The sequence below is a fragment of the Archangium lipolyticum genome (assembly GCF_024623785.1).
GTDB lineage: Bacteria > Myxococcota > Myxococcia > Myxococcales > Myxococcaceae > Archangium > Archangium lipolyticum.
Map to the genome: position 1 here is coordinate 478,515 of NZ_JANKBZ010000005.1, position 14,610 is coordinate 493,124.

General features: G+C 70.5%; 11 protein-coding genes. 5 read left to right on the forward strand and 6 right to left on the reverse strand.

Annotated elements, in window-relative coordinates; translation table 11 throughout:
- Positions 1-77: 77 nt before the first annotated feature.
- From NR810_RS14805 to NR810_RS14825, 4 genes are all read right to left on the reverse strand, one after another.
- Positions 78-2,924: a heavy metal translocating P-type ATPase gene (locus NR810_RS14805; RefSeq protein WP_306818160.1), complete on the reverse strand. Its 2,847-nt coding sequence runs from the start codon at positions 2,922-2,924 to the stop codon at positions 78-80.
- Positions 2,925-2,931: 7 nt separating this feature from the next.
- Entirely contained in the window at positions 2,932-3,909 is a 978-nt protein-coding gene (locus NR810_RS14815) for a vWA domain-containing protein (protein ID WP_257453108.1), read from the reverse strand.
- Positions 3,909-4,835: a vWA domain-containing protein gene (locus tag NR810_RS14820; protein WP_257453109.1), complete on the reverse strand. Its 927-nt coding sequence runs from the start codon at positions 4,833-4,835 to the stop codon at positions 3,909-3,911. The genes NR810_RS14815 and NR810_RS14820 overlap by 1 nt, the downstream gene beginning before the upstream one ends.
- A gap of 62 nt (positions 4,836-4,897) precedes the next feature.
- Positions 4,898-6,232 carry a hypothetical protein gene (locus NR810_RS14825; protein WP_257453110.1) on the reverse strand — a complete coding sequence of 445 codons (1,335 nt, stop codon included), beginning with the start codon at positions 6,230-6,232 and terminating at the stop codon, positions 4,898-4,900.
- 92 nt (positions 6,233-6,324) lie between these two features.
- On the opposite strand from NR810_RS14825, the gene NR810_RS14830 reads away from it, so the two are divergent.
- Positions 6,325-8,751 (forward strand): protein kinase domain-containing protein, encoded by a 2,427-nt coding sequence (locus tag NR810_RS14830; RefSeq protein WP_407653780.1) that lies wholly within the window; start codon positions 6,325-6,327, stop codon positions 8,749-8,751.
- Positions 8,752-8,773: 22 nt separating this feature from the next.
- Here the strand turns inward: NR810_RS14830 and NR810_RS14835 are convergent, their stop codons facing one another.
- On the reverse strand, positions 8,774-10,408 hold the full coding sequence (locus NR810_RS14835) for a GMC family oxidoreductase (RefSeq protein ID WP_306818199.1): 1,635 nt from the start codon (positions 10,406-10,408) through the stop codon (positions 8,774-8,776).
- 53 nt (positions 10,409-10,461) lie between these two features.
- On the reverse strand, positions 10,462-11,082 hold the full coding sequence (locus NR810_RS14840) for a gluconate 2-dehydrogenase subunit 3 family protein (protein WP_257453123.1): 621 nt from the start codon (positions 11,080-11,082) through the stop codon (positions 10,462-10,464).
- Positions 11,083-11,152: 70 nt separating this feature from the next.
- On the opposite strand from NR810_RS14840, the gene NR810_RS14845 reads away from it, so the two are divergent.
- The 4 genes from NR810_RS14845 to NR810_RS14860 are packed head-to-tail and all read left to right on the forward strand — an operon-like array spanning position 11,153 to position 14,494.
- Positions 11,153-12,439, forward strand: a complete 1,287-nt coding sequence (locus NR810_RS14845; protein ID WP_257453125.1) for a hypothetical protein — start codon at positions 11,153-11,155, stop codon at positions 12,437-12,439.
- Positions 12,436-12,939 (forward strand): hypothetical protein, encoded by a 504-nt coding sequence (locus NR810_RS14850; protein ID WP_257453127.1) that lies wholly within the window; start codon positions 12,436-12,438, stop codon positions 12,937-12,939. Before NR810_RS14845 ends, NR810_RS14850 begins: the two co-directional genes overlap by 4 nt.
- A gap of 50 nt (positions 12,940-12,989) precedes the next feature.
- Positions 12,990-13,640, forward strand: coding sequence for a hypothetical protein (locus NR810_RS14855; protein WP_257453130.1), 651 nt, complete (start codon positions 12,990-12,992; stop codon positions 13,638-13,640).
- Positions 13,637-14,494 (forward strand): alpha/beta hydrolase, encoded by an 858-nt coding sequence (locus tag NR810_RS14860; protein ID WP_257453132.1) that lies wholly within the window; start codon positions 13,637-13,639, stop codon positions 14,492-14,494. Before NR810_RS14855 ends, NR810_RS14860 begins: the two co-directional genes overlap by 4 nt.
- Positions 14,495-14,610: the final 116 nt, after the last annotated feature.

Sequence of the window (14,610 nt, forward strand, 5' to 3'; positions counted from 1 at the left end):
TCTTGTTTGGATGAAAAAGACGCGGACGGGGCGGGGCTCGAAGGGAGCCTCACACCCCGTCCGCCGGGTACCACAGCTCAGCTGGCGGCGGGCTGGACGCCGACCGCCGCGTGAGGAGCGGGCGATGACTGCGGGGGCCTGAACGCGAGCAGCCGCAGCCCGTTGGCGACCACGAGGAGCGTGCTGCCCTCGTGGAGCACCACGGCGTGGCTGATCTGCGTGAGCCCGAGGACCGCGGCGATGACCAGGATGCCGCTCACCCCGAGGGAGATGACCAGGTTCTGCTTCATCACCGCCGTGGCCTTGCGCGCCAGCTCCAGGGCGAAGGGCAGCTTGGCGAGGTCATCGCTCATCAGCACCACGTCGGCCGTCTCGAGCGCCGCATCCGAGCCGGCTCCACCCATGGCCACGCCCACCGCGGCGGCGGCGAGCGCGGGCGCATCGTTCACGCCGTCGCCCACCATGGCCACCGAGTGCTGCTTGCCGATCTCGCGCACGGCGGTGACCTTGTCGGCGGGCATCAGTGGCGCGCGCGCCTCGTCGATTCCCACCTGCGAGGCGATCGATTTAGCCACCAGCGCGTTGTCGCCGGAGAGCATCACCGTCCGCTCGATGCCCGCCTGCTTGAGGTTCTGGATGACGAGGTGCGCCCCGCCGCGGACGGTGTCCGCCACGCCGAGCACTCCGAGGTAGCGCCCCGCCTTGCGCACCACCATCGTGGTCTGCCCCGCCTCCTCGAGCTTACGGACCTCGGCGGAGATCTCCCGCGGGATGCTGTCCCCGTCGAAGAGCGCGAGGTTGCCGACCTCCACGGGCTGCTCGCCCACCTTGGCGCGGATGCCCTTGCCGTGGATGGCCTCCAGGTCCTTGCCCGCCGGAGCCTGGATGCCCTGCTCGGACGCAGCGTCCACCACCGCGCGCGCGAGCGGGTGGGCGGAGAGCGACTCGACCGCCGCGGCGGTGCCGAGCAGCTCCTCGCGAGACACCCCCTGCGCCGGAGCGCTGGTGAGCAGCCGGGGCCGCCCCACGGTGAGGGTGCCCGTCTTGTCGAAGGCGATCGCCCGGATGTTCCCGAGCAGCTCGAGGTAGATGCCACCCTTGACCAGCACGCCGCCTCGCGCCGCCGCCGCCACCGCGGACAGCACGGCGGAGGGCGTGGAGATGGCCAGCGCGCACGGCGAGGCCGCGACGAGCAGCGACACCGCCCGGAGGATGGCTTCCTTGAGCGGCGTGCCCATCAGCACGAGCACCACCGGGAACAGCACCGCCGCGCCCATCACCAGCGGCGCGAAGGTCCGCTCCATCCGCTGGGCGAAGCGCTGGTTGGGGCCCTTCTGGGCCTCGGCCTGCGCCACCATGTCCACCACGCGCGCGAGCACCGATTCGGAGGACAGCTTGGTGACCTCCACCTCCAGCAGCGCCTCGCAGTTGATGGTGCCGGAGAACACCTCGTCCCCCGGCTTCTTGGCGACGGGAATGGACTCGCCGGTGATCGCCGCCTGCTCCAGCGAGCTCTTGCCCTCGCGGATGATTCCATCGAGGGGCACGCGGTCACCCGGGCGCACGATGATGCGCTCGCCGCGCTGGACGTCGCCCACCGGCAGCTCGACGATGTCGTCCCCACGCCGGACCCGCGCCATCTCGGGGCGCAGCGCGCTGAGCGATTCGATCGACCGGCGCGCCTTGTCCATCGCCCGGTGCTCCAGCGCATGGCCCGCGCTGAAGAGGAAGAGCAGGAAGGCGCCCTCGAACCACGCCCCGAGCACCGCGGCGCCGAGCGCCGCCACCACCATCATCGTCTCGATGTCGATGCGGCGCTGGAGGATGGACTGCACCGAGCCGCGGATGGCGAAGAAGCCGCCGCTCGCCATCGACAGGCCCCAGATGACGGTCGGGACCAGGGCCGGGACGGGAGCGAAGCGCTCGACCAGCCAGCCGGCGACGAGCAGGACGCCGGAGGCCACCACCAGGGGCAGCTCAAGCTTGGGGGCCAGACCGCCGCCGTGCGCGTGGTGCGAGCAGGCATGGCCCGCGGTGGGCACCTCCAGCCCGTACCCGAGCGACTTCACGTGGGCTTCCACGTCGCTCAGCGTGAGCGTCTCGCGGTCGTACTCGATGACCAGGCGCTCGCTCGCATACGCCACGCTCGCGGAGAGGACACCGGTGAGCCGGCTGACGGCGTGTTCGATCACCGTCGCCGAGTCGGCCGAGTTCATCCCGCGCACGAACCAGGTGTGCTGCTTGTACCGCTCCGACACCACGGCCCCGGTGCTCTGAGCGAGCGCGAGCAGGTGCTGTACGCTCACCAGCTCGGGCTGGTAGTGGATGCAGATCTCCGCGTGGCCGAGGTCCCTCCGGAGGTGGACCTCGGAGATTCCGCGGTGCGCTTCCAGGGCGGCCTCGAGCTTCTGGAAGCGGCCGACCTCGTCCGTCTCTCCGGGCAGGGTGCCCTCGAGATCCAGCTGGAGCGCGATACCACCACCCTCCGCCGCCCGGTGCGCGGGCGGGTGGATCCGCCGGGTCGACTGGGGGTGATGGTGGTGGTGGTCGTGCCCGTGGTCGCAACCCGGTCCGTGCTCGTGACCGTGGTCGTGGTCATGGTCATGACCGTGCGAGCAGGAAGGTCCGTGGACATGCGCCTTCTCGTGCGCATGGCCGTGGTCGTGCTTGCAGCCAGGGCCGTGCACGTGCTTCTCGCCGTGCTCATGAGCGTGGTCGTGCTCATGCACATGGTCGTGCTTGCAGCCAGGGCCGTGCACATGCTTCTCGCCGTGCTCATGAGCGTGCTGCTTCTCATGAGCATGGTCGTGCTTGCAGCCAGGACCGTGCACGTGCTTCTCGCCGTGCTCATGCGCATGGCCGTGCTTGCAGTCAGGGCCGTGGACGTGCCCGAGCACCCGGACGATCTTCTTCTGCTCCGACATGGTGTTCCTAGTGGCCGTGGCCGCGATGCTTGCGGGCTGGAGGGGCGGCGGGGGCTCGCACCGGCTCGGGCGCGTGGTCCTCCTCCTCCTCGTGGTCTTCGTCTTCGTGCTCTTCGGGGATGGGCTGGGTGAAGCGCTGGCCCGCCACCTCGAGGGTGAAGGCCTTGCACGTGGCGGGTACGTCGAACTCGAGCACCGCGGGCAGCCGGCCCTCGTAGCTCTTCAACGTCTTGCCCTGCTCGTCGTAGATGGTGCCGCCGGCGGCGACGGTCATCGTCTCGTCCACCAGCACCGCCACCAGCTCCGCCATCTCCTCCATGCGGTCGGCGATGCGGTGGCACCACAGGTGGCCCACGCCCGGATACGTCTCGTGGGAGATGGCCTCCATCTGCTCTTCGTCCACCTGGTCGCCCACCCCGACGAACACGAAGTTCATCCGGGGCAGGCGGCCCGAGGCGATCTCCTTCGCCACCTGCGTGGCGTAGGCCTTCACGTCGTTGCCATCGTTGATCTGCGAGTCGGTGATGATCACCGCCAGACCACGGCGGGCACCGGCCTGCACCTGCTGCTTCATGTGCGCCACGAAGTCACGCAGCACCGGGAGCATCACCGTGGCCTTCCCGTAGAAGCGGGGGCCTGGGAAGCGGTAGTCCTTGGCCTGAGGGCCGGTGAGCTCGCCCACCTCCTCGAGCTGGCTGCCGTCGCCGGTCGCCCAGTAGGCCACGCGCACCTTGCCGTCACGGTCCTTGTTGGCGAGGTACTCGAGCATCCACCGCATCTGCGGCTCGACCAGGTTCTTCACTGGCGCGAGCTTGGCGAGCACGCCGCGCGGGCCGTACTCGTCCTCCATGCTCGCCGAGCCATCCATGTAGAGGGCCACGTCGAGCCCCTCGACGGTGGGGTCGTGCAGCAGCGTGGCCACCACCCGGTTTCCCACCCGGTGGACGTCCGAGAACGGTTTGGCGATGACTTCGTGGCCGGCCATCAGTGGTGCTCCTCGTCGTGATCGTCTTCCGGAAGCGGCTGGGTGTAGCGCTGGCCGTTCACCTCGAGGGTGAAGCTCTCGGTGCCCTCGGGCACCTCGAACTCGAGCACCGCGGGCAGGCGGCCCTCGTACGTCTTCAGCACCTTGCCCTTGTCGTCGTAGATGGTGCCGCCGGCGGCGACGGTCATCGTCTCGTCCACCAGCACGGCCACCAACTCGGCCACCTGGGTGATCTCCGCGGCGATGCGGTGGCACCAGAGGTGACCGACGCCCGGGAACTCCTCGTGGGCGATGTCCTCGAGCTGCTCCTCGTCGATGTTGTCACCGACGCCGACCAGGATGAAGTTGACGCGCGGCAGCTTGCCGGAGGCGACGTCGCGCGCCACCTGGGCCGAGAACTGCTTCACGTCGTCGGCGTCATGCAGCTTGCCGTCGGTGACGAACACGGCGCACCCGCGCCGGGCGCCCTTGGGAACCTGCTCCCTCAGGTAGCGCACGTAGTCCTTCATCGCCGGCGCCAGGTACGTGTAGCCCCCGAGGTTCTTCGGGCCGGGGAACTTGTACGTCTTGACGTCCACGCCCTTCAGCTCGCCGATCACCTCCACGTCCTTGCCGGTGGAGCCGCAGGCCCAGTAGGCGACGCGGAGCAGGCCGTTGCGATCCTTGGTGGCCAGGTACTCGAGCATCCACTGCACCTGGGGTTCGACCTGGTTGGAGGCTTCCTTCAGGGGCGCACCGCGCAGCCACTCCATGAAGGTGCGCGAGGGCTGCTTGTACTCGTACTCCTCCTTCATGCTGCCGGATGCGTCCATGTAGATGGCCATATCCAGCCCCTCGACGGTGGGGTCGTGCAGCAACACCGCGTGCACCCGCCCCTCCTCGACATGGAGATCCGAAAACGGTTCGACCGGCTTCTCGTGTCCCATTTTTCCCCTCTTTGCTGAGGGGGGAGACGGTATCGCCCCGAGAGCCGCCACCGCAACCGGGCTCAGTCCTCGAAATCGGACATCCAGTCCGGTTTCTTCGTCGCGCTGGGAGCGGGAGCGGACTTGGACGGCTTGGACGGCCTGGCTGGTCTGGAGGGCTTGGAGGTTTTCGCGGAGCCGAAGTCGGCCATCCACTCGGGTGTTCCCACCGAGGGGGTGCCCCGCGCGGGTGTCTCCTGCGCGAGGGTGAGCTTCGGCTTCGCACCGCCAGTGCGGGTGTGCGCGTCGAGGAAGTCCTTCATCCAGTCGCTCGGGCGCGCGGGCGCGGGCGGCGCGCGAGGAGGAATCGGGCGCTGGACGAGGGGCGTCTGCGCGGGGGACGGGGCCGCGGGTGTGACGGGCATCGACCTCGCGGGCGCGTCGTTGCCGGGCCGCACCAGGGTGCGGAGCGCGCGCTCGGAGTCGCTCGGCCAGCCCGGGAGCGCGGCGAGGGCGCGGCGGGCGAGCTCGAGGAACTCGGGCGCGGAGGCTTCCGGGGGAACCTTCACCTTCTCCCGGCGCAGCCACTCCGCGAGCCGGTTCACCAGTCCCGGGTGGTTGCGTCGCAGGGTGGCCACGTCGCCTTCCACCTCGTAGCCGCGCATCTCGAGCTCCGCGATGGCCATGAGGCGGCTGGGGACGGGCAGCTCCATGTCCCGGAGCGTTTCCGGGCCGTTGTGCTCGCGGGCGGAGGCCTGCAACTGGGTGAGGACGTCGTGGACGAGGCGTGCCACCACGGGACCGTTGGCGGCGTTGTGCGTCTGCAACTCGGCGGGGACGGCGGGGTAGGCGAGCACCAGCCCGCGGCCCTCGGCGAGGCGCTCGGGCCTGTCTCCGGGGAGGAGCGCGTGGTAGGCGCGCGGGGCGTACCTGCTCTCCGCGTCCTGCACGTAGTGGAAGGCCTCGGGCACGCCAGCCACCAGCCCGGCGAGCATGTCGCCGCGGCTCACGGTGAGCTGGCCCGGGACGCGCTCCGGGAAGTCGCTCGGCCAGGGACCGAGCAGGGTGCCGTAGAGATAGACCGGGTCGTTGATGCCCTGCGCGTCCTCCGGGTGCTCGATGAGCTCGACGGAGAAGAAGTACAGCTCCGAGGCGGAGAGCCTCCGGGGCGTGCGGCCGGAGGCGACCTCGTGGTGTGTCAGCTGGGCCCTGACGGAGGCGGGCAGTTGATGGCGCTCGCTCGCGGGTATGGCGAACACGCCTCCCACGGCGTCGGTGCCCACGAGCAACTCCTGCTCTCCGAGGAGCCGGCTCTCCAGGCGGAACGCGTCCACCGCGTGCACCATCGCGGAAGGGTCGGGCCGGAGGGGCTCGGCCGGGCTCGCGGCGTGGGGGACGAAGTAGCGGGGATGGCTCACGGGCGCAGGGTATAGGAAAAACGGGCGTGTCGTGCCGCTCGGGCGTTTGCACCGAGTGTGAATGGCGGGCCACGGGGGGCGCGGGTTAGATTATGGCCGCCTTGCCCGAGACTCCCCGACCTCCCGATTCCGCCCTCGACGGGGGCGAGACCCTCATCCGCCCCTCAGGCACGCACGTCTCCCAGGAGGCCCTGCCCGGGCCGCTCTTCGCCGGGCGTTATGCCCTCCTGCGCATGCTCGGCCGCGGCGGCATGGGCACCGTGTACCAGGCGCGCGACAGCCTCGTCGGCGACGTGGTGGCCCTCAAGAAGCTGGAGCTCGGCAAGGACGCCGGCCCGGACGCGCTCGAGCGCTTCAGCCGCGAGGTGCGGCTCGCCCGCCGCATCACCCACCCCCACGTGGCGCGGATGCACGACCTGGGCACCCACGAGGGCCAGGCCTTCCTCACCATGGAGTTCGTGGAAGGGGATGACCTGCGGATGGTGCTCGCCCGCGAGCGTCCGCTGTCCGCGCCCCGGGCCGCCCGCATCACCCTGGCCGTGTGCGAGGGGCTGGCCGCGGCGCATGCCGCCGGGGTGGTGCACCGGGACCTGAAGCCGGCCAACATCCTCGTCGAGTCCGGTGGGCGGGTGGTCCTCACCGACTTCGGCATTGCCCGCGCGGTGGCGGGAGAGGTCGCCTCGCGGACCCAGGGCGCCGTCGGCACGCCCATGTACATGGCGCCGGAGCAGGTGTCGGGCGATCCGGTGGATGCTCGCGCGGACCTCTACGCGGTGGGGTTGTTGCTGTTCGAGATGCTCACGGGCGAGCAGCCCTTCTCCGGCGAGACACCCTGGGCCACCGCGCTGGCCCGCCTGCGCCAGCCCGCTCCGGATCTCCGGACGCGCCCCTCCGTCCCGGCGCCCCTCGCCGAGCTGGTGCACCGCTGCCTGGCCCGTGCTCCCGAGGAGCGGCCGGCGAGCGCGCTCGAGGTGGCCGGGGCGCTGCGGGACTGGCTCGTCAGCGTGGGGGAGCCCACCCTGTCGGGTCCGCCCACCCTCGCGCCGATGACGGCGAACACCCCCGTGCCCCTTTCATTGACGGGGTCCTCGCGCCACACGCCGCGCACCTCGACCTCGACTCCATCGGTGAAGCAGGGAGTTGCCCTGCTGCCGCTGCGCTTCCAGGGCCCGCGCGATTCCGAGTACCTGGGGGACTCGCTGACCGAGGCGATCATCGACCAGCTGTCGCGTGCGCGCGGGTTTCGCGTGCCCGGCAGTGGGGTGACGGCGCGCTTCCGCGACGAGAGGGATCCGCGGACGGTGGGGCGGGAGCTCGGGGTGGAGCTGGTGGTGGACGGGACGGTGCAGTGCGCGGGCTCGCAGACACGCGTGTCCGTGCGGTTGCTGGATGCCCGGTCCGGTACCCAGCTGTGGAGTGGCCGCTTCGAGTACGCCTCCACCGACGCCTTCGAGTTGCAGGACCGGCTGGTGCCTCGTATCGCCGAGGGGCTGCGCGGCGAGCTGGTGCTGTCCGCCTGGCACGCGAACACGCCTCCCGAGGCGCTGGCGCTGTACCGGCAGGCCGCCGTCCATGTGCATGAGCCGTTCCGGGAAGGTCCCGACAGCCCGCTGAGCCTGCTGGAGTCCTGCCTGGAGCTGGCGCCGGACTTCGCGCCGGCCATCTCGCTGCACGCCATCGCGAGCCTTCGCGCGTGGTTCTCGGCCTCCCGGAGCGACGGGCGGGACTGGGCCGCGTCCGGGCGCGCCAGCGTGGAGCGCGCCCTGCGGCTGGCGCCAGAGCTGGCCACGACGCATCTGGCGCGGGCGATGCTGGCCGCCCAGCAGGACGACTGGCGCACGGCGGTGGTGTCCCTGCGCACCTCCCTGGACATCGCGCCCCTGCACCCGGCCACGTTGCAATACCTTGGCACCCTGCAGTGCGAGGCGGGCCGCGCCGACGAGGGCCTCCCCCGGTTGCGGCAGGCCTACGAGCTGGATCCCAGCCACGTGGTGGTGCTGTTCGAGCTGGCCCGTTGCAGTGCCCTGCGCGGGAAGATGGACGACTACTGGTGGGCCATGGAGCGGCTGAGCGCGGCGACCCAGCACCGCTTCGGGGCCATCTCCCTGCGCGTGCGCGTGGCCGCCTGGGTGGGAGACCACGAGGAACTGCGGCGGTGCCGGGACCTGTTGCTGGCGGACGAGCCGGAGTTCCCGGCCCGTGCGAGCAGGGACTACGTGGGCGTGGTGCTCGGAGAGGTCGATGTGCTCTCGCTGGTGCCGGAGTTCGAGCAGATGCTCTCCCAGGCGAGCAGCCCGCGCTTCGTCAGCCTGCTGTGCCAGATCTCCACCGAGATGCTGTGCATCTCCGGTCACCCGGAGCGGGCGCTGACGTACTTCCAGCGGGCCGCGGACACGGCGCTCATCGACCTGGAGTGGATCGAGCGCTGCCCGGTGCTTCAGCCCCTCCGGGCCCTGCCGGGCTTCGCCGAGGGGCGCCGTAAGGTGCGCGCCCGGATCGAAGCCATCTGGAACGCGTGAGCCGCGGGGCCGCGGTAGACCCTCACCCCGGCCCTCTCCCAGAGGGAGAGGGTCGAATCTCATTGCGCTTCATTCGTGTCACCAGACCTCGCGCCACGCGGAAGCTGTTGGCCACGATGGTGAGCGTCGAGGGCACGCTGCCCGCGGTGGGCATGAAGCTGCCGTCCACCACGTAGAGGTTGGGCACCTCGTGCGCCCTGCACTCCTTGTTCAGCACCGAGGTGGCCGGGTCGTTCCCGAAGCGGCACGTGCCGTGTTGCAGGATGGTCGTCTCCCCGGCGATGCCCACGCGCTTCATGTCATCCGGGTCCAGCCGCATCAGGATTTCCTCGCCCCGCTCCACGAGGAAGCGCGTGGCGGCGAAGTCCATGGGGTGCCGCTCCATCGTGATGGCGGCCACGGGCAGGCCGTACTTGTCCTTCACGCCCGGCTCCACCGTCACGTACGTGCCCGAGGTGGGGAGGAACTCGCCGTACACCTCGAACTGGAGGATGCGCGAGTCCCGGTACTCCCGCATCCGGTCCTTCAGCGCCTTGCCGAAGACGCCGTCCTTGCCGCTGCCCGCGAGCCCCACCGCCGCGAAGATGGGGTTGGGGTGCGTCCACATGAAGCCCAGCGTCCCTCCCTTGCGGAAGCCGAAGCGCTCGTCCGGCATCAGGTAGAAGTCCTGCACGCTCCGGTTCACGAAGGGCGCCGGGTCCGTCAGCCACGGCCGCGCCGCGCTCTGCTTCGACACGCGGAACGTGGCACGCGACTCGCCGAACGAGCTGAAGATGAGGTTCCTGCCCACCAGCCCGCTGCCATTGGCGAGCCCTCGCGGGAAGCGGTTGGACACCGAGTTGAGCAGCAGCCGCGCGCTCTCCACCGCCGTGCAGGACACCACCACCACCTTCGCTGGCTGCTCCTGCTCCACCCCGTCCGCGTCCAGGTACACCACGCTCCGGGCCCGGCCCTCCTTGTCCACCTCCACCGAGCGCGCCATGCACCGCGGCCGCAGCTCCACGTTCCCTGTGGCGAGCGCCGCCGGGATGAGGTTCGCGTTGGTGCCGCTCTTGGCTCCCATCTCGCAGCCGTAGCTGCCGCACAGCGCGCAGTAGGCGCATCCCGCGCGTCCCCGGTAGGGCCGGCTGATGATGCCTCGCGCCGTGGGCAGGCTGTGCCACCCCATGTCCCCGCACACCCGGTCCAGCTCCCGGGCGATGGGGTGCACGTCCAGCGGTGGCAGCGGGTACGGGCCCTTGCGCGGCTCGGCGAAGGGATGCGGCACCGCCTCGCCGGACACGCCCAGCTCGGCCTCGGCCACGTCGTAGAAGGGCGCCAGCTCCTCGTAGGCGATGGGCCAGTCCGCGAGCGTGCTGCCCTTCACCGCGCCGAGCGTCGAGCGCAGCCGGAAGTCCACCGGCTTGAGCCGGTAGAAGTAGCCGCTCATGTGCACCGTGCCGCCGCCCACGCAGTTGGCCGTCCACGCGGAGTTGGTGCGCTCGTAGCGGCCCGCCGCGCCCTGGCGCACCAGGTGGGGCTCCTCCCACGGCAGGGGCATGAAGAAGTTGCGGCGGCTGTTGAGGATCTCGTCGTGGATGAAGTCCTTGGGTTGGTAGTGCGCTCCCTTCTCCAGCACCACCACCTTGAAGCCCGCGCGTCCCAGCTCCAGCGCCATGGGGGCACCGCCCGCGCCGCTGCCGATGATGCAGACGTCCACTGGCGCCTTCGTCACGGGTGCCTCCCGCAGGTCTTCAGGCACTTCATGCCGTCATGGCCCTCGGGCGGCGCGGAGGCCACCGTGCCCACCGTGTCGAAGCCCACCAGCTTCCAGCCCACCCGGTCCTTGTTGCCGCCGTAGGACGGGTCCCCGAGGTACCCCTCCAGCGTCAGCACCATCAACAGCTCGAAGAAGTGCGCCTCGCCGCTGCCCGCGGGGCTGTCCTTGAAGACACCGAGCAGCTCGTCCTGCTGGGCGGGCGTGGCCTGGACGAAGCCCACCTGGAACATCCGCTGCGAGCGCCGCTCCAGCGCGGCCACGCCCTGCATGAAGTCCTGGCGCATCTGCTCGAGCTCCGGTGACTGGAGCATCCGGTCGATGTAGACGGGCACGTCCGCGTCCTTCGCGCCAGGGTCCTCGTCGCGCGGGAGGATTCGATCGCTGGCGGCGGCCACCACGGCGTACTCGGCCCGGGTGAAGGTGAGGGGGGACAGGCCGTTCGCCGCCGCGGCCTGGGTGTTGGCGGGCGCCGAGGGCTCTGAGGACGGGCCGCGCTTGCAGGCCGCGCCGCCGAGGAGCACCACGCCGCCACCGAAGAAGGACAGCCGCTGGAGGAAGGATCGCCGGTCCATGGGCGCCCAAGCCTAGCCCAGCTGGCGTAGGATGGGGTCCTTGCTCGATTCACAACCAAGGAGACGCTCCATGAGACGGCAGGGATGGGCGCTGGGCCTGGCGCTCGCATTGGCGTGTACCCCCGAGGCGCCGCGTCCCCCCGATGCGGGCACCGGGGGCGACAACACCGACACCCTCAACGAGTTGTCCCCCTTCCAACGGCTCGTCCTCGACGCGACGGCCACGGAGCTGCAGCCGCTCGCGCTCGCGGTGGGGCCGCAGGACCGGGTCGGCGTGGCCTACATCAGCCGCGTGACGGGGACGAAGGAGTACGAGGTCCGCTTCATCGAGTGGAAGGCCGGCCAGGCCTCGCAGCCCGAGCGCGTCGCCACGGTGGAGGTGGTGGGGGGCGTGGCGGTGGCGTACGACTCCACGGGCAAGGCCGCGGTGAGCTACCTCGGTGGCGGCAGCGACCAATCCGTGGAGTGGGTGCAGAGCGATCTCGCCGTGTCGTACCGCAATGCGCCCGGAAGCTGGGTGGAGAGAATCCCGGCCACCAGGAGCAACAACGCGCCGACGGGCAACGCTCTGGCGGACTCGGGCTACCTGGTGGGCCTCAACCCCGCCATCGTCTTCGACGGCACGAAGGCCTACGTCGCGTACCGGGACGGGCACAACGGCCAGTTCGGCAAGCAGGACTGGGAGGGCAGCGACCTCGAGCTGGTCGAAGGTGGCCCGACGAGCTGGACCCCCAGGATGTTGGCCATGTCTGCCGACACCAAGGCGGGTTATGGCGGCCACATCTCCATGGTGATGGCGGGGGGGCAGCCGGCGCTGGTGCACGACCAGGTGACGGATGGAGCGGATGCCCGGGGCCGCAACGTGCTCTTCCAGCGCCGCAAGCCGGACGGCTCCTGGACGACGGCGTTCCAGGTGCAGGCGGTCGCCGACACGCAGCTGGGCGCGAGCCTCGGATGGGACAGCCAGGTGGGCTACGGCGTGGCGGTGGTGAACCGCACCAGCAACAAGCTCACCTATACCTTCTCGAAGGATGGCGTCTCCTGGTCCGAGCCGGACCCGGTGTTCCAGTCGGGCGCGGGTGGCTGGTACCCGTCGCTGGCCTTCGACCCGGTGCATCACGAGCCGCACATCGCCTATTACATCTGCTCCAACAGCGTGAGCGCCAACGAGCAGAGCTGCGACCCGCGCGTGGACGAGCTGCACATCTCCGCGTTCATCGAGCAGAACTGGAATGACGTGCTGGTGGACGCCGCGGGCGGGTGGGGAGCGAAGCTGGCCTTCCTGTCCACGGGCAAGCGGGTGGTGGCGTACCGCGCGCCGGACACGGGCATGGTGAAGCTGGCGGTGGAGCCGTGAGGGCAGTGGCGTGCCTGGCGCTGGCGGTGTGCGGCACGCTGGTGGGGTGTGGCGGGGACAACTCGCTGTCGGGCAGCGTGGGAGACCTGTTCTCGCTGGAGGTGTCGCGCGTGGAGGTGCAGCGCAACGTCCAGGCGCTGCAGGTGAGCTACTACCGCAGCACGGCCACCGATGTGGACCTGGTGGTGCGGTTGAGCGTGGACACGGAGGGGTTGGAGCTGAAGCCGGGGACGGAGGTGGACCTGGCGGGGCTGACGCCTTCGGGGCACGCGCGGGCGACGGTGGTGCACCTGGCGGCGGGCGAGCCGGCGCGTGTCTTCGCGCCGGTGGAGAACGGAGACCTGGTGCTGGACGAGGGCGGCAACCCGGGTGAGCCGACGCGCGGTGACTTCTCGCTGTCCTTCAAGAAGGGCGAGGGCTACGGCGCGGGCCGGACGCTCGGCGGCCGTTTCTCGGCGGTGGCGGCCGACGCGGGCTTCGGCCCCGAGCCTCCTCTGTAGAGGGCGAGTGGAAGCAAAGAGGTCCGGCTTCCGCTATGGGAAGGGGCGTGATGAGAACTTCGTTGCTGCTCCTTCCCGCCCTGCTCGCCACGGGGTGCGGCTTGTCCACCCAGGTGCGCCCCGTGCCGCGTGGCGCCATCCAGGTCGAGGGGGCCTTGGGCGGGCCCCTGGTGAAACTGGGGCCGGTGATTCCGGTTCCGCTGAGCACCGTGGGCGCCCGCTACGGCGTGGCCGACCGCGTCGACGTGGCCGCCCATGCGCACCTCACGACGCTCGCCTTCGGTGTGGCGGGCCTGGACGTGGGCGGCAGTTGGTTGGCGCTCGAACAGGATGGCGTGATACCCGCCCTCTCCCTGGGCGGCCGCGTCTACGGCTTCACCCAGGTCCTCTCCTCGCGACAGGCGTCCCCTCGTGCCTATGTCGAGGTGTCGCCCACCGTCAGCTACCTGCTCGGCGGGCGTTTCCTCTCCTACGTCTCGGCCACGGGCCTGGTGCAGCTCGCGGGCGGGCGGCCCCTGCTGTCGCTGGCGGTGGGCGAGGAGGTGCGGCTGGGCGCGTGGGGCGTGCAGTTGGACCTGCGCTGGTATCAGCCCGACTCCGCCACCCGCTTCAACGCGGCGGACTGGCAGGGCCTCCAGGGCATGGGGGCGCTGGGTGTCGTGCTGGGCGTGAACCACCGCTTCGGAGGTGACGGGAGATGAGCCGCCGCGCGCTGATATTGGGAACCCTGCTGGCCGCGGTGGGCCTCGGGGCCTGCTATTCGTTGGACCCCTTCCTCTACTCGCGCGAGCGGGTGGACCACTACACGCTCCCCGCCGAGGGCGACACGCCCGAGGAGACGGTGTCCCCCGACCGCATCGAGCCGGTGGACCTCGTGGTAGACGCGCACGTGCGGCTGGGAGCCGCGTACGTGAAGTCCGCGCAGCAGCCGCCCCTCGGCTACGTCCTCTACTTCCACGGCATCTGCTGCAACCTGGACGCGCACATCGCCCGGCCCAAGGGCCTCTCCAACCTCGGCTACGACGTGCTCGTCTTTGACTACCGGGGCTGGGGTACCTCCACCGACGTGGAGCCCACCGAGCAGGGCCTGCTCGAGGACAGCCGGGCGGCGCTCGCCTGGCTCTCCGCGCGCTCGGGCCTCCCGGCCGACCGTCTCGTCTACTACGGGCGCTCCTTCGGCACGGCGGTGGCCACCCAGCTCGCGGCGGACAAGCCACCCGCGGCGCTCGTGCTCGAGTCTCCCTTCAGCTCCGTGCAGGGGCTGGTGGGGGACTCCAGCAACATGGACCTCCCCGCCAGCTTCCTGTCCGAGGGCGCCTGGGATACCGAGGGCCGCCTCCGCGCCATGCGGGGCGTGCCCCTGCTGTTGCTGCACGGCGCCGAGGACGACTTCGTCCGCCCCGAGTTCTCCGAGCGTCTCTACTCCGTGGCGCATGAACCCAAGCGGCTCGTCCTGGTGGAAGGCGCTGACCACGATGACGTTCCCCTGCGCATGGGTGTGGACTACGCGCCCACCTTGGCTGACTTCCTCTCCGGCACTCGCGCCTGGCCTTGAGGGCACATCCGCACTTGGAGTCACACGCCGGGCACCATCCTGGTATTACTGGGATGTAGGTCTTGGGAGATTGATTTCATTTTCCGGGTGATCCGGGTGTAAAAATACAATGCCCG